The 19,294-nt window shown below is 73.5% G+C and carries 15 protein-coding genes and 1 tRNA gene; 5 read left to right on the top strand and 11 right to left on the bottom strand.

Translation table 11 applies throughout. The annotated features are described in order from the left end of the window. Positions 1 to 70: 70 nt before the first annotated feature. Positions 71 to 967, bottom strand: a complete 897-nt coding sequence (locus tag AB0E14_RS28615) for a DNA/RNA non-specific endonuclease (RefSeq protein WP_362424251.1) — start codon at positions 965 to 967, stop codon at positions 71 to 73. Between the two features lie 106 nt (positions 968 to 1,073). Between AB0E14_RS28615 and AB0E14_RS28610 the strand changes: the two genes are divergently transcribed. Beyond that, positions 1,074 to 1,886 carry a caspase family protein gene (locus AB0E14_RS28610; protein WP_362424248.1) on the top strand — a complete coding sequence of 271 codons (813 nt, stop codon included), beginning with the start codon at positions 1,074 to 1,076 and terminating at the stop codon, positions 1,884 to 1,886. A 92-nt stretch (positions 1,887 to 1,978) separates the two neighbouring features. Here AB0E14_RS28610 and AB0E14_RS28605 read toward each other — a convergent pair whose 3' ends face one another. From AB0E14_RS28605 to AB0E14_RS28570, 8 genes are all read right to left on the bottom strand, one after another. Beyond that, a complete protein-coding gene (locus AB0E14_RS28605) occupies positions 1,979 to 4,804 on the bottom strand; it encodes a LuxR C-terminal-related transcriptional regulator (protein WP_362424245.1) in 2,826 nt (941 codons plus the stop codon). A gap of 266 nt (positions 4,805 to 5,070) precedes the next feature. Beyond that, positions 5,071 to 6,768, bottom strand: coding sequence for a S8 family serine peptidase (locus AB0E14_RS28600; protein WP_362424263.1), 1,698 nt, complete (start codon positions 6,766 to 6,768; stop codon positions 5,071 to 5,073). 679 nt (positions 6,769 to 7,447) lie between these two features. Next, entirely contained in the window at positions 7,448 to 8,323 is an 876-nt protein-coding gene (locus AB0E14_RS28595; RefSeq protein WP_362424242.1) for a GNAT family N-acetyltransferase, read from the bottom strand. A gap of 164 nt (positions 8,324 to 8,487) precedes the next feature. After that, the gene (locus AB0E14_RS28590) at positions 8,488 to 9,387 is read right to left on the bottom strand and encodes a hypothetical protein (RefSeq protein WP_362424239.1); all 900 of its coding nucleotides are present in this window, start codon (positions 9,385 to 9,387) and stop codon (positions 8,488 to 8,490) included. After that, positions 9,384 to 10,412, bottom strand: a complete 1,029-nt coding sequence (locus AB0E14_RS28585; RefSeq protein ID WP_362424236.1) for an SPFH domain-containing protein — start codon at positions 10,410 to 10,412, stop codon at positions 9,384 to 9,386. The genes AB0E14_RS28590 and AB0E14_RS28585 overlap by 4 nt, the downstream gene beginning before the upstream one ends. Before the next feature lie 53 nt (positions 10,413 to 10,465). Further along, a complete protein-coding gene (locus tag AB0E14_RS28580) occupies positions 10,466 to 11,242 on the bottom strand; it encodes a MerR family transcriptional regulator (protein ID WP_362424234.1) in 777 nt (258 codons plus the stop codon). Between the two features lie 111 nt (positions 11,243 to 11,353). Continuing rightward, positions 11,354 to 12,346, bottom strand: coding sequence for a DMT family transporter (locus tag AB0E14_RS28575; RefSeq protein ID WP_362424231.1), 993 nt, complete (start codon positions 12,344 to 12,346; stop codon positions 11,354 to 11,356). After that, positions 12,343 to 13,248, bottom strand: coding sequence for a phosphatase PAP2 family protein (locus AB0E14_RS28570; protein ID WP_362424228.1), 906 nt, complete (start codon positions 13,246 to 13,248; stop codon positions 12,343 to 12,345). The genes AB0E14_RS28575 and AB0E14_RS28570 overlap by 4 nt, the downstream gene beginning before the upstream one ends. A 159-nt stretch (positions 13,249 to 13,407) precedes the next feature. On the opposite strand from AB0E14_RS28570, the gene AB0E14_RS28565 reads away from it, so the two are divergent. From AB0E14_RS28565 to AB0E14_RS28555, 3 genes are all read left to right on the top strand, one after another. After that, the gene (locus AB0E14_RS28565; protein WP_362424225.1) at positions 13,408 to 14,025 is read left to right on the top strand and encodes a TetR/AcrR family transcriptional regulator; all 618 of its coding nucleotides are present in this window, start codon (positions 13,408 to 13,410) and stop codon (positions 14,023 to 14,025) included. A gap of 29 nt (positions 14,026 to 14,054) precedes the next feature. Further along, a complete protein-coding gene (locus tag AB0E14_RS28560) occupies positions 14,055 to 14,435 on the top strand; it encodes a DUF488 family protein (RefSeq protein WP_362424221.1) in 381 nt (126 codons plus the stop codon). 125 nt (positions 14,436 to 14,560) lie between these two features. Further along, entirely contained in the window at positions 14,561 to 15,796 is a 1,236-nt protein-coding gene (locus AB0E14_RS28555) for a cytochrome P450 (protein WP_362424218.1), read from the top strand. A 7-nt stretch (positions 15,797 to 15,803) separates the two neighbouring features. Here the strand turns inward: AB0E14_RS28555 and AB0E14_RS28550 are convergent, their stop codons facing one another. Beyond that, a complete protein-coding gene (locus AB0E14_RS28550; protein ID WP_362424215.1) occupies positions 15,804 to 16,274 on the bottom strand; it encodes a DUF309 domain-containing protein in 471 nt (156 codons plus the stop codon). Positions 16,275 to 16,412: 138 nt separating this feature from the next. Here AB0E14_RS28550 and AB0E14_RS28545 point away from each other — a divergent pair. Next, positions 16,413 to 16,486, top strand: a tRNA-Pro gene (locus AB0E14_RS28545). A 112-nt stretch (positions 16,487 to 16,598) separates the two neighbouring features. On the opposite strand, the gene AB0E14_RS28540 is transcribed toward AB0E14_RS28545, so the two are convergent. Then, on the bottom strand, positions 16,599 to 19,175 hold the full coding sequence (locus AB0E14_RS28540; RefSeq protein ID WP_362424211.1) for a SpoIIE family protein phosphatase: 2,577 nt from the start codon (positions 19,173 to 19,175) through the stop codon (positions 16,599 to 16,601). Between the last annotated feature and the right edge of the window lie 119 nt (positions 19,176 to 19,294).

Here is a 19,294-nt window from a genome sequence, read left to right as displayed (position 1 = left end):
GGGCCACGGGCCGAACCGGCGGAGCCCGCGTGCCGAAGCCGACGCACGGAAGCCGGACGGCCCGCCCCCGTCAGCTGTGCAGCATGATGTCGTCGAGCGACTCCAGGCGCCGCCAGCGTTCCTCGGGCGACCGGAACGGCGGCATCAGATCGACGTCGGGCAGCGGCCCGAAGTCCAGCTCCGTGAGTTCGGCGATGTCCGAGACCGGCACCTGGAAGGTCCGGAACGGGCCCAGCGGCGGCGGCGCGCCCGCCTTCGCCCCGGCGAGCGCCCGCTCCGCGTCCCGGCTCAGATCCGGACTCTGGTCCAGGACGTACGCGGTCGAGGCGAGCGCCCCGTCCTGCATGAAGGCGGCCACCTTCCAGAAGCGCAACGGCACCTGGATGCCCCGGTAGGGCGGGTCGGAGTCGTGCAGTACCGGCCCCGTGAACACCGTGAGCCGCCGGTCGAACTCCGCCGCGTGGTCCAGCAGATGGTTCTCCAGCCCCTGCCAGAGCTGTTTGCCCTGGTTGAACACGTCCGACTGCGGCGCCGCGTTCGTGTAGTGGAAGCTGTCGGTGTTGGCCCGTCCCGCGACCGCCGCGGGGCCCCACACCGGATCGAGCCGACGGACCAGATGGCCCCGGTCGAGGCTGTTGTTCTTGTAGACGTCGTTGCCGGTCTGCTGCTCCTTCGGCAGCCGGGGATCGAACAGCCAGACGTCGTCCCGGGGTACGTCCTCGGCGAGTTGACCGCCGTCGATGCAGACGGCGGTCGAGGCGGCGAGCCGCCGGTCGGGCCGGAAGACCACGGTGAAATGGGTGTACGGCAGGATCACGGTCTCCACGGAGGTGCGCACGGGCAGCGCCAGCGGCACGGTCGGCCCGAGGAAGTCCTCGTCGTAGCCGGTGCGGTCGGCGAGCGAGTCCTGGCGCGGTGCGCCCCCGCGCGGATGCGGTGTGGAAGGCGAGGGATCGGTCGGTTTCATACGATGTAAGTACCGCGCCCGAAGGGTCGCGCTCGGCACCGGGCGCAGAGGCCACTCGATCAGCCGCCCGGTGCTTCCCTCCTCACCCTGTTCAAGGAGGCACCCCATGCCCGCCGGAATCTCCGTCCACGTCGGACTGAACAAGGTCGACCCGGCCCGTTACGAGGGCTGGGACGGCGCCCTCAACGCCTGCGAGAACGACGCCCGTGACATGGCCGCCCTGGCCGGCGCCGCGGGCTTCTCCGACACCGTCCTGCTGACCCCCGACGGCACCGTCGACCAGGTCACCGGCGCGCTCCGCGAGGCCGCGGGGAGTCTGGGCCCCGGCGACATCCTGCTCTTCACCTACTCGGGCCACGGCGGTCAGGTGCCGGACACCACGGGGGACGACGACGAGGCCGACTCCCTCGACGAGACGCTCGTGCTCTACGACCGGCAGTTCCTCGACGACGAGGTGAACCGGGAGTTCCGGGCCTTCGCCGACGGCGTACGGATCGTCGCCCTGCTCGACTGCTGCCACAGCGGCACGGCCATCGAGATGCCCGGGGCCGCCACGCCGGAGACCGGCGTCCGCCTGATGCCGCCCTTCCGCCAGCAGGAGATCTACGCGCGCGACCAGGGCTTCTTCGAGGACCTGCAGCGCTCCCTGGCGAAGGACTCCCCGAACGGGGAGACGTCCCAGGCGACGGCGCTCCTGATCTCCGGCTGCCAGGACAACCAGTTCTCCCTCGACGGCGACGCCAACGGCGCCTTCACCGGCGCGCTTCTGGAAGTCTGGGACTCCGGCGCCTTCCGCGGCGGCTACCGCTCCTTCCACCGCGCCATCCAGAGCCGGCTGCCGGCCACCCAGAGCCCCAACCTCTACACGACGGGAGCCCCGCCACCCACCTTCCTGCGCCAGCGGCCCTTCACGGTCTGAAGGGCCTGAAGGGCCTTAGGGTCTGAACGGCCTGAACGGCGCGAACGGTCCGGCCACGGCGCGCGGAACGACCCCGCCGGTCGTGGCGCCGCTCAGCCGCGCAGCGCCGTGGCCAGCTGGGCCCGGGAGCGGACGTCCAGCTTCTGGTAGATCCGGGTGAGGCGGGCCTCGACCGTCTTCACGCTCAGATACAGCTTGGCCGCCGCCTCCTGGTTGCTGGCGCCCTGCCCCACCAGATGCGCGAGGCGCAGTTCGGCGTCGGTCAGCGACGAGAGCGCCGGCTGCGAGTCGTCCCCGGCCGGGGTCTCCCGCGTCAGGGCGAGCCAGGGAGCCGCCCCCGCGCGCTCGAAAGCGGTGGCCGCGGCCTGCAGCGCGCTCTGCGCCGCCGAGCGGCGCCTGCGCCTGCGCTCCACCCGCGCAAGCGAGAACAGCGCTCGCCCTTGCTCCAGCGGCAGCCCCGCCGCAGCGAACCGCTCGGCGGTCGCGGTGAGCAGTTCCGCCGCCTCGTCCGTCCGCCCGCACCCGGCGAGGTACAGGGCCTGCGCCCGGTCGAAGCCCAGGAGCACGGTCGTCCGGCCCAGCTCCTCCGCAACCGGCCGCACCCCGGCCAGCAGATCCACCGCCTCCTGCGCCGCGTCGTTGGCGAGCAGGGCCTCCGCCAGCTCCTCGTGCCACCGCAGCATCGACGGATCGACGGTCGACTGCGCCCGCTCGTTCGCCTGCACCCGGCGCAGGGTCTCCAGGGCGGAGGCGACATCCCCGTCGACCAGCTGGACCCGCCCCAGGGCGTAGAGGCTGCGGGAGAGGAAGACCCGGTCGCCCTCCTCCTCCGAGGCCTGCACGCTGCGCCTGGCGTAGCTCGCGGCCCGGGCGAAGCTGCCGCCGGCAGTCTCCGCCAGCGCGAGCGTGTACCACGCGGGCCCGGGGGACAGGCCCGCCTCCAGGGTCAGCGCGAGCGACTGGCCCGCGTGCACGAGCGCCGCCGGACAGGCCCCGATCCGGGACTCGATCGCGGCGAGCGTGGAGAACAGCTCGATCGTGTCCTCCACCGAACCGCGCCGCTGCACCAGCGGCAGCAGCGCGTTCAGCTGGTCACGGGCATCGACGAGCCGGTCGTCGAAGAGCGCGTGGCGGATCGTCAGGATCTGTGCCGCGTTACGGATTCCCAGCGGACGCTCGGCCATCTCCAGGCCCCGCGCCTGCGCCAGGACCGACTCCGCGTCGGAGGCCCCGAGCGCGCGGTCCATCCGTGCCTGCACCGTCAGGGCCTGCGCCGCCGTCCGGGGATCGCCCACCGAGGCGGCCAGCGCCGCCGATTCGACCGCGGCGGCCCGCGAGCGCAGCGGATCGCCGTCCGCGAGCACGTACTTGACGGCCAGTCGGAGCAGCACCCCGGCCCGCAGCGCGGTGTCGCCCTCCGAGTCCTCCATCGCGTGCACGTACATCTCGTCCAGGCCGGTGAGACCCTGCCCCGCCGTGTCCAGGACGGCGAGCCGGGCCCGTACCCGGTCGGACCGGGACGCGTCGCGGGCCAGCAGATCGCTCGCGGCCCGCATCGCGAGGTCCGCCCGCGCGGCCCTGGCGGCCTCCTCGGCCGCGTCCACGAGCCGGCTGATCCGCTGCGCCGCGTGCAGCACCGGCGTCGACTCGGCGGCGAGCAGGGCCAGTTCGGCGGCGAGCGCGCTGTTGCCCCGCCGCCGCGCCAGATCGGCCGCGGCGGCGACCTCGGCCGCCAGCGCCTCGTCGGGGATGTCGGTGGCGAGCGCCCGGTGGCGTACCGCCTCGACCGAGTCGTCCACGACCCCGGCGAGCGCCGCGTGCCCGGCGCTGCGCTCCGCCCAGCAGGCGTCGTGCACCAGGGTGGAGGGGAGCAAGCCGGCGGTGAAGGCGACCGTGCCGTCCTCGGCCAGTGAGACCAGGTCGGCCCGCTCGGCGGCGGCGAGGTCCGCCTCCGCGTTGGGGCGTCCGGCCCGGCGGATCAGCGCCGCCGTGGGGCGCAGCGCGAGGGCGGCGAGCAGCAGCGTCTCCCGTACGGCGGGCGGCGCGGCGCCGAGCAGCTGGCGCGCCAGGTCCCGGGCCCGGCCGGACAGGGTCAGCGCCTCGGCATGGTGGACGGGGGTGCGCGCGTCGGCCAGCGAGCGGCCCACGGCGAGCGCGAGGCGTGGGTTGCCGCCGCTCGCCTTGTGGATGCGGCCGGCCATCCGGGACGGCAGCCGGTGGTGGATGAGCAGCTCGGCGATCTCGTCGGCGTGCAGTGGCGGCACGAGCAGGATGTCGGCCTCCGACGGCACCCAGAGCCGGGTGTCGTGGCCGTCCTCGGAGCCGTACGCCTCCGGGGTCTCGACCGCGATGACCCGCAGCGCGGGCGGGGCCAGGTGCAGGGCGAAACGCAGCAGGTCGGCGCTGTCGGTGTCGATGTGCTGCACGCCGTCGACGACGAGCAGCGCGGGGCCGCGCGCGGTGAGGGCCCGCAGGATCTGCGCGAGGCCGAGGCGCAGCGCGATCGGGTCCCAGCCGCCGTCCTGCAGCGGCGCCTCCCGGCAGAGCATCGCGACGGCGGTCCGCTGCGGCCCGGGCAGCCCGTCGAAGACGCCGGACGCCAGGTCGGTCCGCTGCGCGGGCACCGCGGCCTCACCCGCCGAGGCCTTCGGCTCGCCCTGCGCCGTGGGGTCGGGGAGCCCAGGCCAGGTCACGGTCGCCGCCGCCGAGGCGACGAGGGCGGCCGCCGCGGCGCCGGGTATCTCGCGGTCGGCCGGCAGGGTCGCCAGCCACAGGACCGTTTCGCCCCGGGCCTCCGTCCTGGCCGCCTCGGCGAGCGCGACCTCCGTCTTGCCGACGCCCGTGGTGCCGGTGAGGAATGCCCGGCCCCGGGAGTTGAGGACGCGTTCGAGCCGGGAGAGGAGTTCCTGCCGGCCCACCGGCGCAGGAGGTCCGCCCACGCCCGCGGGACGCGGCGCAGGGTGCGGCGCTTCCCTCACCTGTCCACCCCCCTCCGGCACTCGGGGCCCGGCCCGTGAGCCCCGTGGGGCATGAGGATACGGAGCGTGCTGGCGCAGTCCAGGCCCTTTGTCCGGCATACGGACAGCGGGTCGCGGCCCCCACGCCAGGACGCGCCCGTGGTGTAGACCACGAGCGCGTCGCTGACCAGCAATAATGCTGTTGTGGGGGGTGGTTCAGGTGGGGCTCAGAAGGTCAGGCTCCACGAGTTGATGTAGCCGGTGTCACCCGAGGCCACGTCGCGGACCTGGAGCTTCCAGGCGCCGTTGGCGACCTCGCTGGACGCGTCGACCGTGTACGTGGTGACCACGTCGTCGGCGCTGTCCGAGCCGGAGGAGGCCTTCAGGTTGCGCACCGTGCCGTCGGGGGCGATCAGGTCGATGACCAGGTCCCCGCGCCAGGTGTGCTTGATGTCCACGCCGACCTTGAGGGCGGCGGGGGCGTTGCCGGTGCGGCCGGTGACGTTGATCGTGGACGACACGGTGGTGTTGTCGGCGATCGTGACGTCGGTCGCGTTCGTGAAGACGGTGCCCGTGGGCGGCGTGGTGGTGGTGACGGCGTCCACGGTCTTCGCGGCGTCGGCGATACCGGTTCCGCAGCCGCCGGTGCAGGTGCCGGGCAGCGGGCGGGCGTTGGCCTTGATCGCGGACTCGATCTCGGCGGGGGTGAGGGTCGTCTTCGCCGACTTCAGCAGCGCGGCCAGGCCGGCGATGTGCGGCGCGGCCATCGAGGTGCCCTGGTAGGGCGCGTAGTTCTCGGCGGACTGGGTCGTCGTGCCGGAGTTCAGCGTGGAGTAGATGCCGTTCTGCGGCGTGGTGACCGTACCCGGGGTGTCCGTACCGCGGCGGGTCTCGCCGCCGGGCGCGGCCACGTCCACGATGGAGCCGTAGTTCGAGTAGAACGAACGGTTGCCCTCACGGCTGGTCGACGCCACGGTGATGACGTTCGAGCAGTTCGCGGGGGTGAAGCCGGAGGTGTTGGCGTTGCTGTTGCCCGCGGCGACGACGACGGTGGTACCGCGCGAGACGGCGCCGTTGATCGCGTTCTGGTAGACGCTCGGGCAGGTGGAACTGGCGCCGCCCAGGCTCAGGTTGATGACCTTGGCCGGGGTCGCGTTGGCGGCGACGCCCGGCACGGAGCCGCCGGACGCCCAAGTGATCGCGTCGGCGATGTCGGCGGAGGAACCGCCGCACTTGCCGAGCACGCGCACGGGCTGGATCTTCGCGTTGTACGCGATGCCCGCGATGCCCTTGGTGTTGTTGGTGACGGCGCCGATGGTGCCGGCCACGTGGGTGCCGTGCCACGAGGAGTTGGAGGCCTTGGAGCCGACCCCGCACTCGTTGTCGGTGGCGTTCCAGTCGCCCTCGTCCTTGGCGTTCGCGTCACGGCCGTTGCCGTCGCGGGCGTCCGCGGAGTCGGAGATGAAGTCGTAACCGTTGACGACGTTGGTCGCGAGGTCCGTGTGGGCCGCGTAGCCGGTGTCGATGACGGCGACGGTCACGCCGGAGCCGGTCGTCTTGTCCCAGGCGGTGGGAACGTTCATGCCGCCGGTGGCCTCGAAGAGGTCCCACTGCTTGGCGTAGTCGGTGTCGTTCGGAGTGACCGCCATCGCGTACGCGCGGATGTCGGGCTCGACCGAGGCGACCTGCGGGTCGGCGCGGAACGCGTCCATGACCTCGGTGACGTCCTGCTTGGTGGCGCTGCCACCCAGGTCGACAAGGGCGGCACCGCCGGCGAGGCGGCGCTCGAAGGCGAGGCTCTCGCCGGTCTTCGCGGCCTTGTCCCGGGCGTCGGTCTTGACCGCCTCGTTGGAGCCGGCCTCGGCGGTCTTCGCCTTGTAGGTGACGATGACCTTCTCGACCGGGGCGCTCGGCAGGGCGGTCATCGCCTGCGCGGCCGGAGCCGGCTTCGGGGTCACAGCGGCCGGGGCGGCGGCGAACGCCCCGGAGGAGGTGGCAGCGGCGCCGACGATCGCGGCACTCGCGACCACGACGGATATGACTCTCCGCCTGGAACTGTTCAAGGTGTTCCCTTTCAAGCACGACGTAGGTGCGGAGCAGTGGCGGCGGCGCGGGAGCCACGGGGCGAAGTGGGGTCGCGATCCGTCGGTCCCTGGGCTGGGGAGCCCGTGCGCCGCCACCGGCGACACGACGGCCCGGGTCAAGGCCGCCACCGGCGGACCCTACCTACCGCTCCACATGGACCTGACAGTCGGGTGGGCCGGAGGGTCGGGATGCCGGTGCGGCAGACAGTAGGGAACGACGAGATGAACCCGATACGGGGAAAACCCTTGTCGCCCCCCGAGGGGGTCGAGGGAGGGCCCGACCCGAACCCCGAGGGGGTGGGCGGGAGTGCGGAGGACACGGCCGGGGAAGGGCGCGCGGCACGCACGAGGGAGGGGCGCGCGCGGCCAACGCGCGCGCCCGGGTGACGAGCTGGGTGCCCCGGGGCGGGCCCTGGGAGGAGGACCCGGGGCCGGCACCGTGGGAGGAGGGGGGTGGAGACGGGAGGGGAGGGGAGGGGAGGGGAGGAGGCGGGAGGAGGGGGGAGACGGGAGGGGAAGGTCAGCCGAGTTCGAGGGTCGTGATGCCGAAGACCCGCTCGCGCGGGATCGGCCGGACCGGACCGGTGTACATCCGCGCCGTCTCGAACGACGGCTCCAGGCCCCGGTCGAGCGCGAGCCGGGCCGCCGCCGGATTGGCCTCGGGCATGTCGACCGCGATCCGGTCCGAGCCGAACGCCCGCGCCTCGGCCGCGAGGGCGTCGAGGAGCGCCGCCGCGTCGGCGGGCGTGTCGGCGAACAGCGGACCGATCCGCGCCTCGTCCTCCGCCGGGCGTACCACGCCGTACCCCGTCAGGCGCCCGTCGACGACCCGCGCCAGGGCCCGGTGGCCGGGAGTGGCCAGCCAGGCCGTGAGGAAGCGGGGCCGGTCGGCGTGGTGGCACGCGCTGTCGTACGCGGCGAGGGCCTCGGGGGCGACGTCGCGGGCCGGGACGATGTGCGGGTCGGGCGCGCCGGGGGAGTCCGGGGTGCTGGGCTCGCCCACGTACCGTGCCGTGCGGTGGACGGCGGAGAACCCGGAGCGGCGGTAGTTGTCCTGCTGGTCCGGCACCCCGTCGAGCCCGACGGACCGGTCCCCGGCGTGGGCGAGCCCCGCGCGCCAGGTCGCCAGACCGTGGCCGAGTCCGCGCAGGTCGGGGCGGACGAGATAGAAGCCGAGGAAGGCGTACCGGTCGCTGTAGTTGACCACCGAGATCGCCGAGACGGGCTCACCGTCGACCCGCCCGAGGAAGAACCCCTCGGGGTCCTGGGCGAAGAACGCGTCCGCGTCCGACACACCCGGGTTCCACCCCTCGTCGACGCACCACCGGCGGACGACCGCCCAGTCCTGGAGCGTCGCGCGGGAGACCTGGAGGGAGCCGGTGGCGGGGAGCGTCATGAGGTTCCTTCGGGGGCGCGGGGCCAGGGGCCGCAGACCCCGGGTCGTGGGCCGGGGGAGTGGCGGAGAGGGTGTCAGAACCGGGCAAAGCGCCCCGAGCATAGCGACCCGCCGGTCCGCCCGGTGGCCGCGACGACGGTTTCCGGCCGCGGCCCGTGCCGGGCTCAGCCCACGAGCCGCAAGGTCGTCGCGGCAACGCCCACCCGGATCGTCTGGCCCCACGTCAGGTCCAAGGTGTCCGATTCCATGCCGTCGCCGAAGGCGACCATGCGATCCGACTCCACCGTGAGACGGAGCGATGTGCCGGGGGTCAGCGCCCCTTCGACCCGCGTCGTGCCCGTCGTCGGGGAGGGCCAGGCCTCGCGGACGAACCAGGCGAGGCGGCGGGCCGTCGGGCCGGGGAGCGTCAGGTCGCTGGAGCGCTCGTGCCACAGGGAGCGCAGCCAGCCCGTCGCCCCCGTTCCGGTACCGACCAGCACGCCCGAGGACGCCTGCGGTTCGGGCGGCGTCTCCACTCCCTCGACCGCGAGGGTGTAGCGCGCGGTCTGGTGGCTGGGCGGACCGAGGTAGATCTCGTTCAGGGCCAGGAGCCGCTGCGCGTCGTCCGTCACCGCCTCCACCATCGTGAGCTCGTCAGCCCCGGCCGCCGGTGTGACCGCCGCCCTCAGCAGCGCCCCCGCGTCGGCCGCCCGGTGCCGGACCAGTACCCCCGGATTCCGGCCCGGGTCGGTGTCGACGCCGACGACCGGCTGGCCGGACAGGTACTTGGCGGCGTTGGCCACCAGGCCGTCCTGCCCGACGACCACGACGACGTCCTCGGGGCCGAAGAGGAACCGGTCGAGATCCGCCCGTTCCACGCGCGCGTGCCGCCACGACAGCGGCACGGCCGCCGCCACGTCCGCGAGCCCCCGCAGGTTCCGCTCGTGCCGGCGCCGTACGTCCTCGATGCTCCGGCCCCGGCTCGACAGGAAGAACGCGGCCTGGCCGTGCGTCCCGTGCCGCGCGAGCAACTCCTCGTACTCCGTGGTGCGGTGCACGAGCACCGCGCGCGGCGCCAGGCTCACGACGAGGCCCCTCCCGTCCCGCTGCCGCCCGCACCGCCGCCCAGCCTGCCGAGCAGTGCGGTCAGGACGTCGGGCGAGACCGTGACGCTCTCGATCCGCGGCAGGTTCTCCGCCGCCCGGGTCGCCGCGAGGGCGTGCAGCGTGCCCGCGTCGACCTCCGCGTGCACCCGGAGCCAGGCCGCCTGGGCGGCCGCCTGCGCCTCGCCGACCTCGCGCGCCGCCTCGGCCTCGGCCCGGGCGAGCCGGACCTTCCGTGCGGCCTCCGCCTCGGCGCGTACCGAGTCGGCGGCGGCGCTCTCCTCCGCCTCGCGCCGCGCGTTGGTGCCGCGCTGGTCGACGAGCCGCTCCTCCTGCCGGGCCAGTTCGATCTTGCTGGCGAGTTCGTTCTCGGCGATGGTGCGCTCGCGCTCGACGGCCACGGCGCGGCGCTCGTAGGTCGCGCGGTCGGCCTCCTGCTGGATCTGCTCGCGCGCGGGGGTACGCAGCGCCCGCTCGACCTCCGGCTCCGGACGGATCGCCACCACCCGGACCGCCACGACCTCGATCCCGGTGGCGGGCAGCCGCGGCTCGGCCGCGAGCCCGTCCGCGATCCGGTCCCGCACCGCCGCCACCCCGTCGACGAGCGCCGCGGCCAGCGGAGTGCGGGCGAGGACGTCGAGCGCGTGCTGCTGGGCCGTCTCGGTCAGCAGGGTGGCGATCTGTTCGAGGGGCGCGCCGCGCCAGGCGCCCGTGTCGGGGTCGATGGAGAAGTCGAGCCGGGTGGCCGCCGCCTCCGGGTCGCCGACGCGGTACGTGACGGTGGACTGCACGCTCACGTCCTGGAAGTCGGCGGTACGGGCGTGGAAGGCCATCGCCAGCTCGCGGTCGTTGACCGGTACTTCGGAGAGTGCGGCGGAGAGTGAGCGGTACCAGAAGCTGAGCCCCGTGCCGTCGTGGACGAGGCGTCCGCGCCGGTGGTGGCGGATGTGCGCGGTCGGAGCGGACCGCAGGTGGCGCCAGCCGGCGCGGCGGGTGATGTCGGCCATCGATGATTCCCCCTTGTCGTCATGTTGACGATAGGGGGTGCGGCTTCTTTTGGTCAAGATGACGAAATGGGCGGCTCGGGATCGGGGTCGGACGAGGGGCCGGATGCGGGGCCGGGCGCGGGGCCGGACTCGGGGCGGGGTTCGGGGCGCGGTTCGGGGTGAGGCGGCGGAGCGGGTGGTTCGGGTTCCGGGTGGTGGGCCGGCGGGATCCGGTACAGATGGGCCGAGACGTCCTCGTGGGCCAGGCGGCGCAGGGCCAGCATGATCGGCTCGTACAGCACCGTGTACGCGACCGCCGCCTCGATCGCCTCCTCCAGGACCGGGTAGTCCTCCATCACCGCGTACTCCTCGGCGGCGATCGGGTGCATCACCTCGGCGTACCGCCGGATGTGCTCGGTGGTGCCGCCGTAGCCCAGCTCGCGGAGCGTCAGGACCGCCCGGGTGAGCGCGGCGAGCGCGGGGGCCTCGTCGTAGACCTGCCAGCCCATCTCGGTGAGCAGCCCGCGCATCTCGGCGAAGACCTCGTCCCACGCCGCGCGCTCCGGGTCGGCTGTCTCGGGCGTGGTGATCTGGGGGCCCAGCATGTACTGGGCGACGCCGATGCGTTCGTGGCGGCCGAAGGCCGGGTCGTCCGCCACCGCCAGGACGTCCCGGGCCTGCTGGATCGTCATCCCGCCGACCGTGAGGAGGGCCCGGACCAGGCGGAGTCGGCGCAGGTGCTCCTCGCCGTACTCCGACTGCCGAGCGGTGACCGGGGTGCCGGGCGGCAGGAGTCTCTCGCGCAGGTAGTACTTCACGGTGGCCACCGACACGCCGCCGCGGTCGCTCAACTCGGAGAGGCGCAAAGGCTTCCACCGTTCCCATCGTCTCGACACGGCTACGGGGAGTTCTATCCTCCACTTTGAGGATAGTCCAGCTATCCAGCGTGGAGGGGGTGGCCGTCAGCCGACGGCGGCGGGGGTTGGTGCCTGTGCCGCCGCCGGTGCCGAGTCGTCGGTGCGAGGGGTGGGCAGGGGCGGCCCCGAGGTCGCCACGACAGGGGAGGGCGCCGGGGTTTCGGGTGCCGTCCCCGCGCCCGCCGTCAGCAGCACCACACCCCGCGCCGCCGCGAGTGAGGCGACGCCCGCGACCAGCCAGCCCCAGGCGCCCGCGCGGAAGGTCTCACCGAGCAGCGCCACGCCGATGACGGCGGCGGCGGCCGGATTGGAGAGGTTCACGACGGCCAGCGGTGCGGCGAGACCGCCCCGGTAGGAGGCTTGCGAGAGCAGCAGCCCGCCGACGGCGAACGCGGAGATCAGGACGGCGACGAGGGCGGTCTGCCACCAGGCCGGCGCCCCGCCCGGCAACTCCCGCGCGAGCGCGGCCGTGAGCGTCTGGGTCAGCGCGGAACCCACCCCGGAGGCGACCCCGGAGGCAGCGGCGTGGCCGAGCCCCTGTCCGCGCCGCCGCCCGCCTCGCAGCGCCCCGTACCGGCTCCCCGACGCCAGGGCGGCGATCAGGAGGGCCGTCGCGCCCGCGACGAACAGGGCCTCGCGGAGGGTGAGGGCGTCGCCGGGGGCCGCCGGTCCCGTGACCGAGACGAGGGCGACGAGCCCGGCCAGGGTCAGGAGCGCGCCGCGCCACTCCGCCCGGGTGACCCGGCGCCGCGCGCAGTACGCGCCCAGGGGCAGCGCCGCCACGAGCGTGAGCGCGCCCAGCGGCTGAACGAGCGTCAGCGGGCCGTAGTGCAGCGCGGCCACATGGGCGAGCGCGCCCGCCGCGTTGAGGCCGACGGCCCACCACCACTGGCCGCGTGCGAGCAGCGCGCGGAGCGCGCCCCGGCCGCCGGTCGAGGACGAGGCGAGCCGGGACTGGGCGACCGCGGCGAAGGCGTACCCGGCCGTGGAGACCAGGGAGAGCAGAACGGCGACGACCGTGCCGTCGGGGCCGTTCATCGCAGCGCCTCCGCCGGGCGGGGAGCCGTGGCGTGCGGTGGGGCGGAGCCGGGGGCGGTGGCAGGGGCGGCGGGGTCGGTGGGAGCCTCGCCCGGCGGCCGGACGAGCGCGAGCGCGAGGCCGAGCAGGGCTGCCGCCGCGAGCGCGTCGAACCAGTAGTGGTTGGCGGTGCCGACGACGACCAGCAGGGTCAGCGCCGGATGCAGCAGCCAGAGCCACCGCAGCCGCCCGCGACCCGCCACGATCAGGCCGATCGCCACCATCAGCGCCCAGCCGAAGTGGAGCGAGGGCATCGCGGCGAACTGGTTCGCCATCGAGTCGGTCTCGGGCGTCGCGCCGTAGACCGACGGTCCGTACACGCGTGCCGTGTCGACGAGCCCGGTCGCCGCCAGCATCCGGGGCGGTGCGAGCGGTATCAGCAGATGCAGCGCGAGCGCGGCGGCGGTGAGGAGCGCGAGGACGCGGCGGGACCAGAGGTAGTGGGCCGGCCGACGCCAGTAGAGCCAGGCGAGGAAGGCGATCGTGGCCGGGAAGTGCACCGCCGCGTAGTACGTGTTGGCCGCGCGGACGAGCGCGTCGCCGTCGCCGTGCAGGAGGAGTGCCTGGATCGCGCCCTCGCCGGGGAGGTGGAACGTCCGCTCGGCGTCCCAGATCAGGTCGGCGTTGTGGAAGGCGCGCAGCTCGTGGCCGTTGGCGAAGAGCCGGCCGAACTTGTAGACGAGGAAGAGCGCGGTGACGAGCAGCAGCTCGCGCAGCAGGGGCGGCCGCGGGGGAGCGGCGGGCCCGGGAGGCGCCGGCTCCGGTTCCGCCTCCGGTGGGGACACCGGCCCCGGTTCGGCCTCCGCCTCCGCCTCCGGTTCGGCGGGAGGTGTCCCCCGGGTCCCGCGTATCCCGGCAGCCATGGCGCGGCCCCTTCGCATCGTGCGTCAATCCGTCAATTCGGCAGCAAACGGAGGAAGCCTAGATCCGAATTCATCGAGACGCAAGCGTCTCGATACGTTTGCGTCTCGATTGTGCACCCCCTACTCTCGTATGTGCAGAGAGCTGTCCGGGAGGAAGCCATGTCCACGCAGGCCGCGACCGCCGCCGCCCGCCGTAGCAAGATCACCCCCGAGCGGGAGACCGAGCTGTACGAGGCCGTGCTCTGCCTGCTCCGCGAGGGCGGCTACGACGCGGTGACCATGGAGGGCGTCGCGGCCCGCACCAAGTGCGGCAAGGCGACGCTCTACCGCCAGTGGGGGACCAAGCCCAAGCTCGTCACCGCCGCCCTCGCCAAGCAGCGCTGCACGTTCTTCGCGGGCATCGACACCGGCACCCTGGCCGGCGACCTCCGCGAGGCCGCGCACGCCGCCGCCACCCGCCGCGACCGGGACGCCGAGCTGATGGAGGCCGTCAGCCAGGCCTACGTCCAGTACCCCGACCTGCGCGCCGCCCTCCGCGAGACCGTCATCAGCCCCGAGATCGCGGCGCTCGACGAGATCCTCCGCCGGGCCGTCGAGCGCGGCGAGATCGACGCCGACAACCCGGCCGTCGGCTTCGTCGCGCCCTGCTTCCTCGGCATGCTCCGCATCGAGCGGCTCTTCGAGGAGCGGTTCGCCGACGCCTCGACCATGCGGGTCTTCGTGGACTCCGTCCTGCTCCCCGCGCTCATGCCGACGGGCCGCGCCGCCGAGAGGTGAGCGCCCCGCCCGTCGGGCACCCTGGACCCATGCCTTCCTCCGCGCCCGACGTACGCGTCCGACGGATCTACGAACCCCCGTCCCCCGAGGACGGTGTCCGGGTCCTCGTCGACCGGCTGTGGCCACGCGGACTGGCCAAGACCGACGCCCGCGTCGACGAGTGGCCCAAGGCGCTCACCCCCTCCACGGAACTGCGCCGCTGGTACCACGCCGCGCAGGGCGAGGGCGAGGACGCGTACGAGGAGTTCTGCCGACGGTACGAGGACGAGTTGGCCGAACCGGCCGCCGCCGAGGCCCTCGACCGACTGCGCGGCCTCGCCGCGCGGGGCCCCGTCACGCTCCTCACCGCCGCCAAGGACCCTTCCGTCAGCCATACCTCCGTCCTGGAGCGCGCGCTGACCGCCAACTGACCGTAGCCACGCGCACCCGCCGCCGGTCACCATGGGGGACGGGCGACCGGCCGCACATCCACCACCCACCCGCTCCACCGACGGCCCGCCCGAGCTCCGCACCTTCCCCCCACAGGAGGCGCCGCGTGGACCCGACGACGTCCGCACCCCACGAACTGCTCGATGCGCTGCAGCGCGACCCGTACCCCCTCTACGCCCGAGCGCGACAGGCCGAAGGACTGACCTTCGTACCCGAACTCGACGCCTGGCTGGTCGCCCGGGACGCCGACGTCCGCGAGGTCCTGCTGCGGCCGGAGGACTTCTCCTCGGCCCGGTCCTTGCGGCCCGACGTCCTGCCCTCACCGGCCGCCTTCGGGGTCCTCGCCCGTGGCTTCGCCGCGCGGCCCACCGTCGTCTCCACCGACGGCGCCGCCCACCGCCGCCACCGCGCCCCGATCAACCGGGGCCTCTCCGCCGCGCGGGTCGCGGCCCTCACTCCGTACGCCGCCGAGGTCGCGACCGCCCTCGTCGACGGCTTCGCCGCCGACGGCCGCACCGAACTCATGGCGTCCTACGCCGGCCGGCTGCCCGGGGCCGTCGTCGGCCGGCTCATCGGCTTCGCGCCCGAGGACGTGCCCACCGCCGTCCACGGCGGCCACCGCGCCGAGCAACTCCTCTTCCGCCCGCTGCCGGAGGACGAGCAACTCGCCGCCGCCGAGGACGTGGTCGCGCTCCAGCACCTCCTCGACCGCTACGCCCGCGCCCGGCACGCCGACCCGCGCGACGACCTCTGCTCGCTGATGGTCGCGTCCGTGGCGACGGACGGGAGCCCCGAACTCACCGTGGACCAGCGCGCGGAACTGGTCGCCAACCTGCAGAACCTCCTCATCGCGGGCCACCTCACCACCACCGCGCTGATCGGCACGACCCTGCTCCATCTCCTCCGCCACCGCGACCAGTGGGAGCTGCTCCGCTCGCGACCCGACCTCATACCCGGCGCGGTGGAGGAGGCGATCCGCTACGACACCGCCGTCCAGGGATTCCGCCGCACGACGACCAGGCCCGTCGCCCTCGCCGGCACCGAACTCCCCGCAGGCGCGACGGTCTTCGTCGCCTACGGCTCCGCCAATCGCGACGAGGCGCGCCACCCGGACGCCGACACCTTCGACATCACGCGGCCCGCCGGCCCCACCCGCCACGTCGGCTTCGGCCATGGCGCCCACGGCTGCCCCGGGTCGCAACTCGCCCGCGCCCAACTCCGCATCACCCTGGAGCTGTTCACCCGCCGCTTCCCCGGTCTGCGGCTCGCCGAGGACGAGGAGGTCGTGATGCGGCCGACCCTGATCCACCGCTCGCCCCTGGAACTCCCCCTGGAGTGGTGACCCGCCGTCAGGGGAGCAGCAGGCGAGGAGCCTCGGCGGCGGCGTCCGTCACCTCGTCGGCGCGCTCGGCCAACGCCCGAGCCCAGCGGACGAGTCCGCCGACGTCGATCCCGTACGGATCGTCCTGCCCGGAGATCCGCGCGGCCCCGCGCAGCAGCAGGCGCGCACCACCCTGCGCGTTGCCCCGGGCTGCGTGCGTGAGCCCCACCGCCAGCTGGGCGAGCCCCTGCCACAGGTCCCGTTCCGCGGCGGGGCCGCTCTTCCAGGCGTCCTCGAAGACCTCGTGCGCGTGGAACGGCATGCCCGCGTCCAGCAGCGCCTGCGCCTCCCGCACGGTCTCGGCCGGGGTCCGCACGACCCCCTCGGGCTGCCGCGGCACCCCCTCGGCCCCGTACGGCAGCGGCCGCCCCAGCCCGTCCCGGGGCCGCCCGCTGCGCGCCCGCCCCTCGTCGTCCCGGTCCCTCGGCGTCCTGTCCACCGGCCCATTCTCCCCCCGACCCACCCGGCCTGCGCGAATGCCCCCGCCACGTCCCGGGGGTGCGTCCCGCGGCCACGCGGAGTGAGGTAATGTTCTCTTGCACGCGGCCACCGGGGATCACCTCGGCGGCACGGGCACCGGGACGTGGCGCAGCTTGGTAGCGCACTTGACTGGGGGTCAAGGGGTCGCAGGTTCAAATCCTGTCGTCCCGACTTTTCGAAGTCGCAGGTCGAGGGGCCGCTTCAGAGGATCTGAAGCGGCCCCTCGATCGTTTTGGGGCCAGCGAGGACGGACTGTCGCGACACCTGGTGGCCGGTCTGCGGTCTAGGAGAGTGCACCATCAGCGGCGGGCAGGACCTGTTCGGTCCAGATGACCTTGCCTTCCGGTGTGTACCGGGTGCCCCAGTGCTCGCTGAGCTGGGCGACGAGGAACAGTCCGCGGCCTCCCTCGTCCGTGGTGGCGGCGTACCGCAGATGCGGGGCGGTACTGCTGCCGTCCCACACCTCGCAGGTCAGAGTGCGATCGTGCAACAGACGAACCCGAACCGGCTCGGCGGCGTACCGTATGGCGTTGGTGATGAGCTCACTGAGGATCAGTTCTGTCGTGAAGGCGAGTTCCTGCAGGCCCCACTCCTCGAGTTTCTCGGCCGCGAGGCCGCGTATGGCGCCGACCTCGCTCGGGTCGAACGGTACGTCCCACTCTGCGACCCGGCCGGGGCCCAGAGTGCGTGTCCGGGCGATGAGCAGCGCGATGTCGTCGGCCGGCCGGCCGGGGAGCAGGGCGTCGAGTACGGCGCGGCGGGTGGCTTGCGGGTCTCGGTCGGGGTGGCTCAGCGCCGTGCGCAGCATCTCCACACCCACGGAAATGTCCCGGCTCCGCTCCTCGACCAAGCCGTCGGTGTACAGGACGAGCTGACTGCCTTCCGCCAGGTGCAGTTCCATGGTCTCGAACGGCATGCCTCCCAACCCCAGCGGAGGGCCGGCCGGCAGTTCCGAGATTGTTGTCGTGCCGTCCGGGGCGACCACGAGCGGTGGCATGTGCCCCGCCCGCGCCATGGTGCAGTGCTGGGAGACCGGGTCGTAGACGGCGTACAGGCAGGTCGCGCCCAGGACACCGCTGTCCGAGGGCGCGCTGTCGCCTTCCTGGTCCATGCGCTGGACGAGGTTGTCGAGCCGGGCGAGGAGTTCGTCGGGCGGCAGATCCAAGGAGGAGAAGTTGTGCACGGCCGTGCGCAGCCGCCCCATGGTGGCCGCGGCGTGCAGGCCGTGCCCGACGACGTCTCCGACGACCAGCCCGACGCGACTGCCCGGCAGCGGGATCACGTCGAACCAGTCACCGCCTACTCCGGACTGGGCGGGCTGATAGTAGTGCGCGACGTCCACCGCGCTCTGCTCGGGCAGATCCTGCGGCAGCAGGCTGCGCTGGAGCGTCACGGCGAGATTGTGTTCGCGGGTGTAGCGGCGGGCGTTGTCCATGGTGACCGCGGCGCGGCCGACAAGCTCCTCGGCCAGGGACAGGTCGTCCTCGTCGAACGGTTCCGGCTTCTGCGACCGCCAGAAGTTGACCACCCCGAGCACGACGCCCCTGGCCTTCAGCGGAGCGGCGATGAGCGAGTGGATCCCGTAGCCGACGATCGCCGATGTCCGCGGCACGTCCTGCGCGTGCCATCCCGGCGCATCATGGAGATCGGGCACGAGTTCGGCTGTGCCCGTGCCGTATCCGCGGGCCTGCGGCGTGGACGGCAGGAATGCGATCAGGCTACCGAGCGGATACAGCGGGTGATCGGAGCGAATGCCGCTGACCGCCGTCCGCCGCATGTCGGCGCCTGGGCCGGGCTCGTCACCCTTCAGTACCGGGTCGGCCAGGTCGACCGTCACGAAGTCCGCGAACTGGGGAACGGCGGCGTCGGCCAGTTCCTTCGCGGTGTGGACCACGTCGAGGGTGCTGCCGATGTCACCGCCGGCGTCGTACAGCAGCTTGAGCCGCTTGCGGGCCGTCTCCGCCCGGGTGCTCAGGAGCTGCATCTCGGTGGAGTCGCGGATGGTGACCGCCGAGCCCTGCGGGCGCGTGGGCCGCTGATTGACCACGAGGAGCCTGTCCCCGGCCTCCAGCACCTCGTCGGTGGCCACCCGGCCGGACAGCAGCAGATCCGCCATGCGGCGATCCATGCCGACCTCGTCGACGGGGCGCCCTTCGGCGTCGTCCGGGAGGCCGAGCAACCGTCCGGCCTCGTCGTTCGCCAGGAGTAGTCGTCCTTCGCCGTCCGTGATCAGCACCCCTTCCCGGACGGAGTGGAGCACCGCGTCGTGGTGCTCGTACATGCGGGTCATCTCCTGCGTGCCGAGCCCGTGGGTCTGGCGGCGCAGTCTTCGGCTGATCAGCGCCGTGCCGACGGTGGCCAGAGCCAGACCGACGGCGATGGCCAGGAGGATGACGGGAAGCTGACGGTCGGCGACGCCGGTCACGCTCTCCACCGTCAGACCCGCCGAGACCAGGGCGATCACCTCACCCCCGGGCGCGGTGACCGGGACGATGGCCTGGATCTCCTTGCCGAGCGGCCCCTCCACACTTTCGGTGTGCACCTGGCCGGCGAGTGAGGGCTCGATGGTGCCGACGAACCGCTCGCCGATGCGCTCGGGCTGGGGATGGCTGTAGCGGATGCCGTTCGTGTCCATCACCACGATGAAGTCCACGTCTGCGTCCTTGCGTGTCTCCTCGGCGAGGGGCTGCAGGATCGCGGACGGGTCCGGCGACCTCAGCGCTTCCTGCAGGCCCAGGGAGTTCGCGAAGGTCTGAGCCACCGAAACCGACCGGCTGCGCGCTTCACGGTCGATGTCGTACCGCGACTGCAGCACCAGAGCCAGCAGGGCCCCGGCGGCGAGCAGCACCACGATCGCCACCTGAAGGACGAAGACCTGTCCGGCGACGCTTCCGAATCTTCTGCCTAGGTTCGACCGCACAGGTACGCCGGGCACGAGAGACGAGACGGGCTCACAACCCCAGTTGTAGCACCACATCG

The sequence above is a fragment of the Streptomyces sp. NPDC047981 genome (genome assembly GCF_040653315.1).
Lineage (GTDB): Bacteria > Actinomycetota > Actinomycetes > Streptomycetales > Streptomycetaceae > Streptomyces.
The sequence above is the reverse complement of the archived record's forward strand: the minus strand, read 5'-3'. Positions and strand labels throughout refer to the sequence as shown.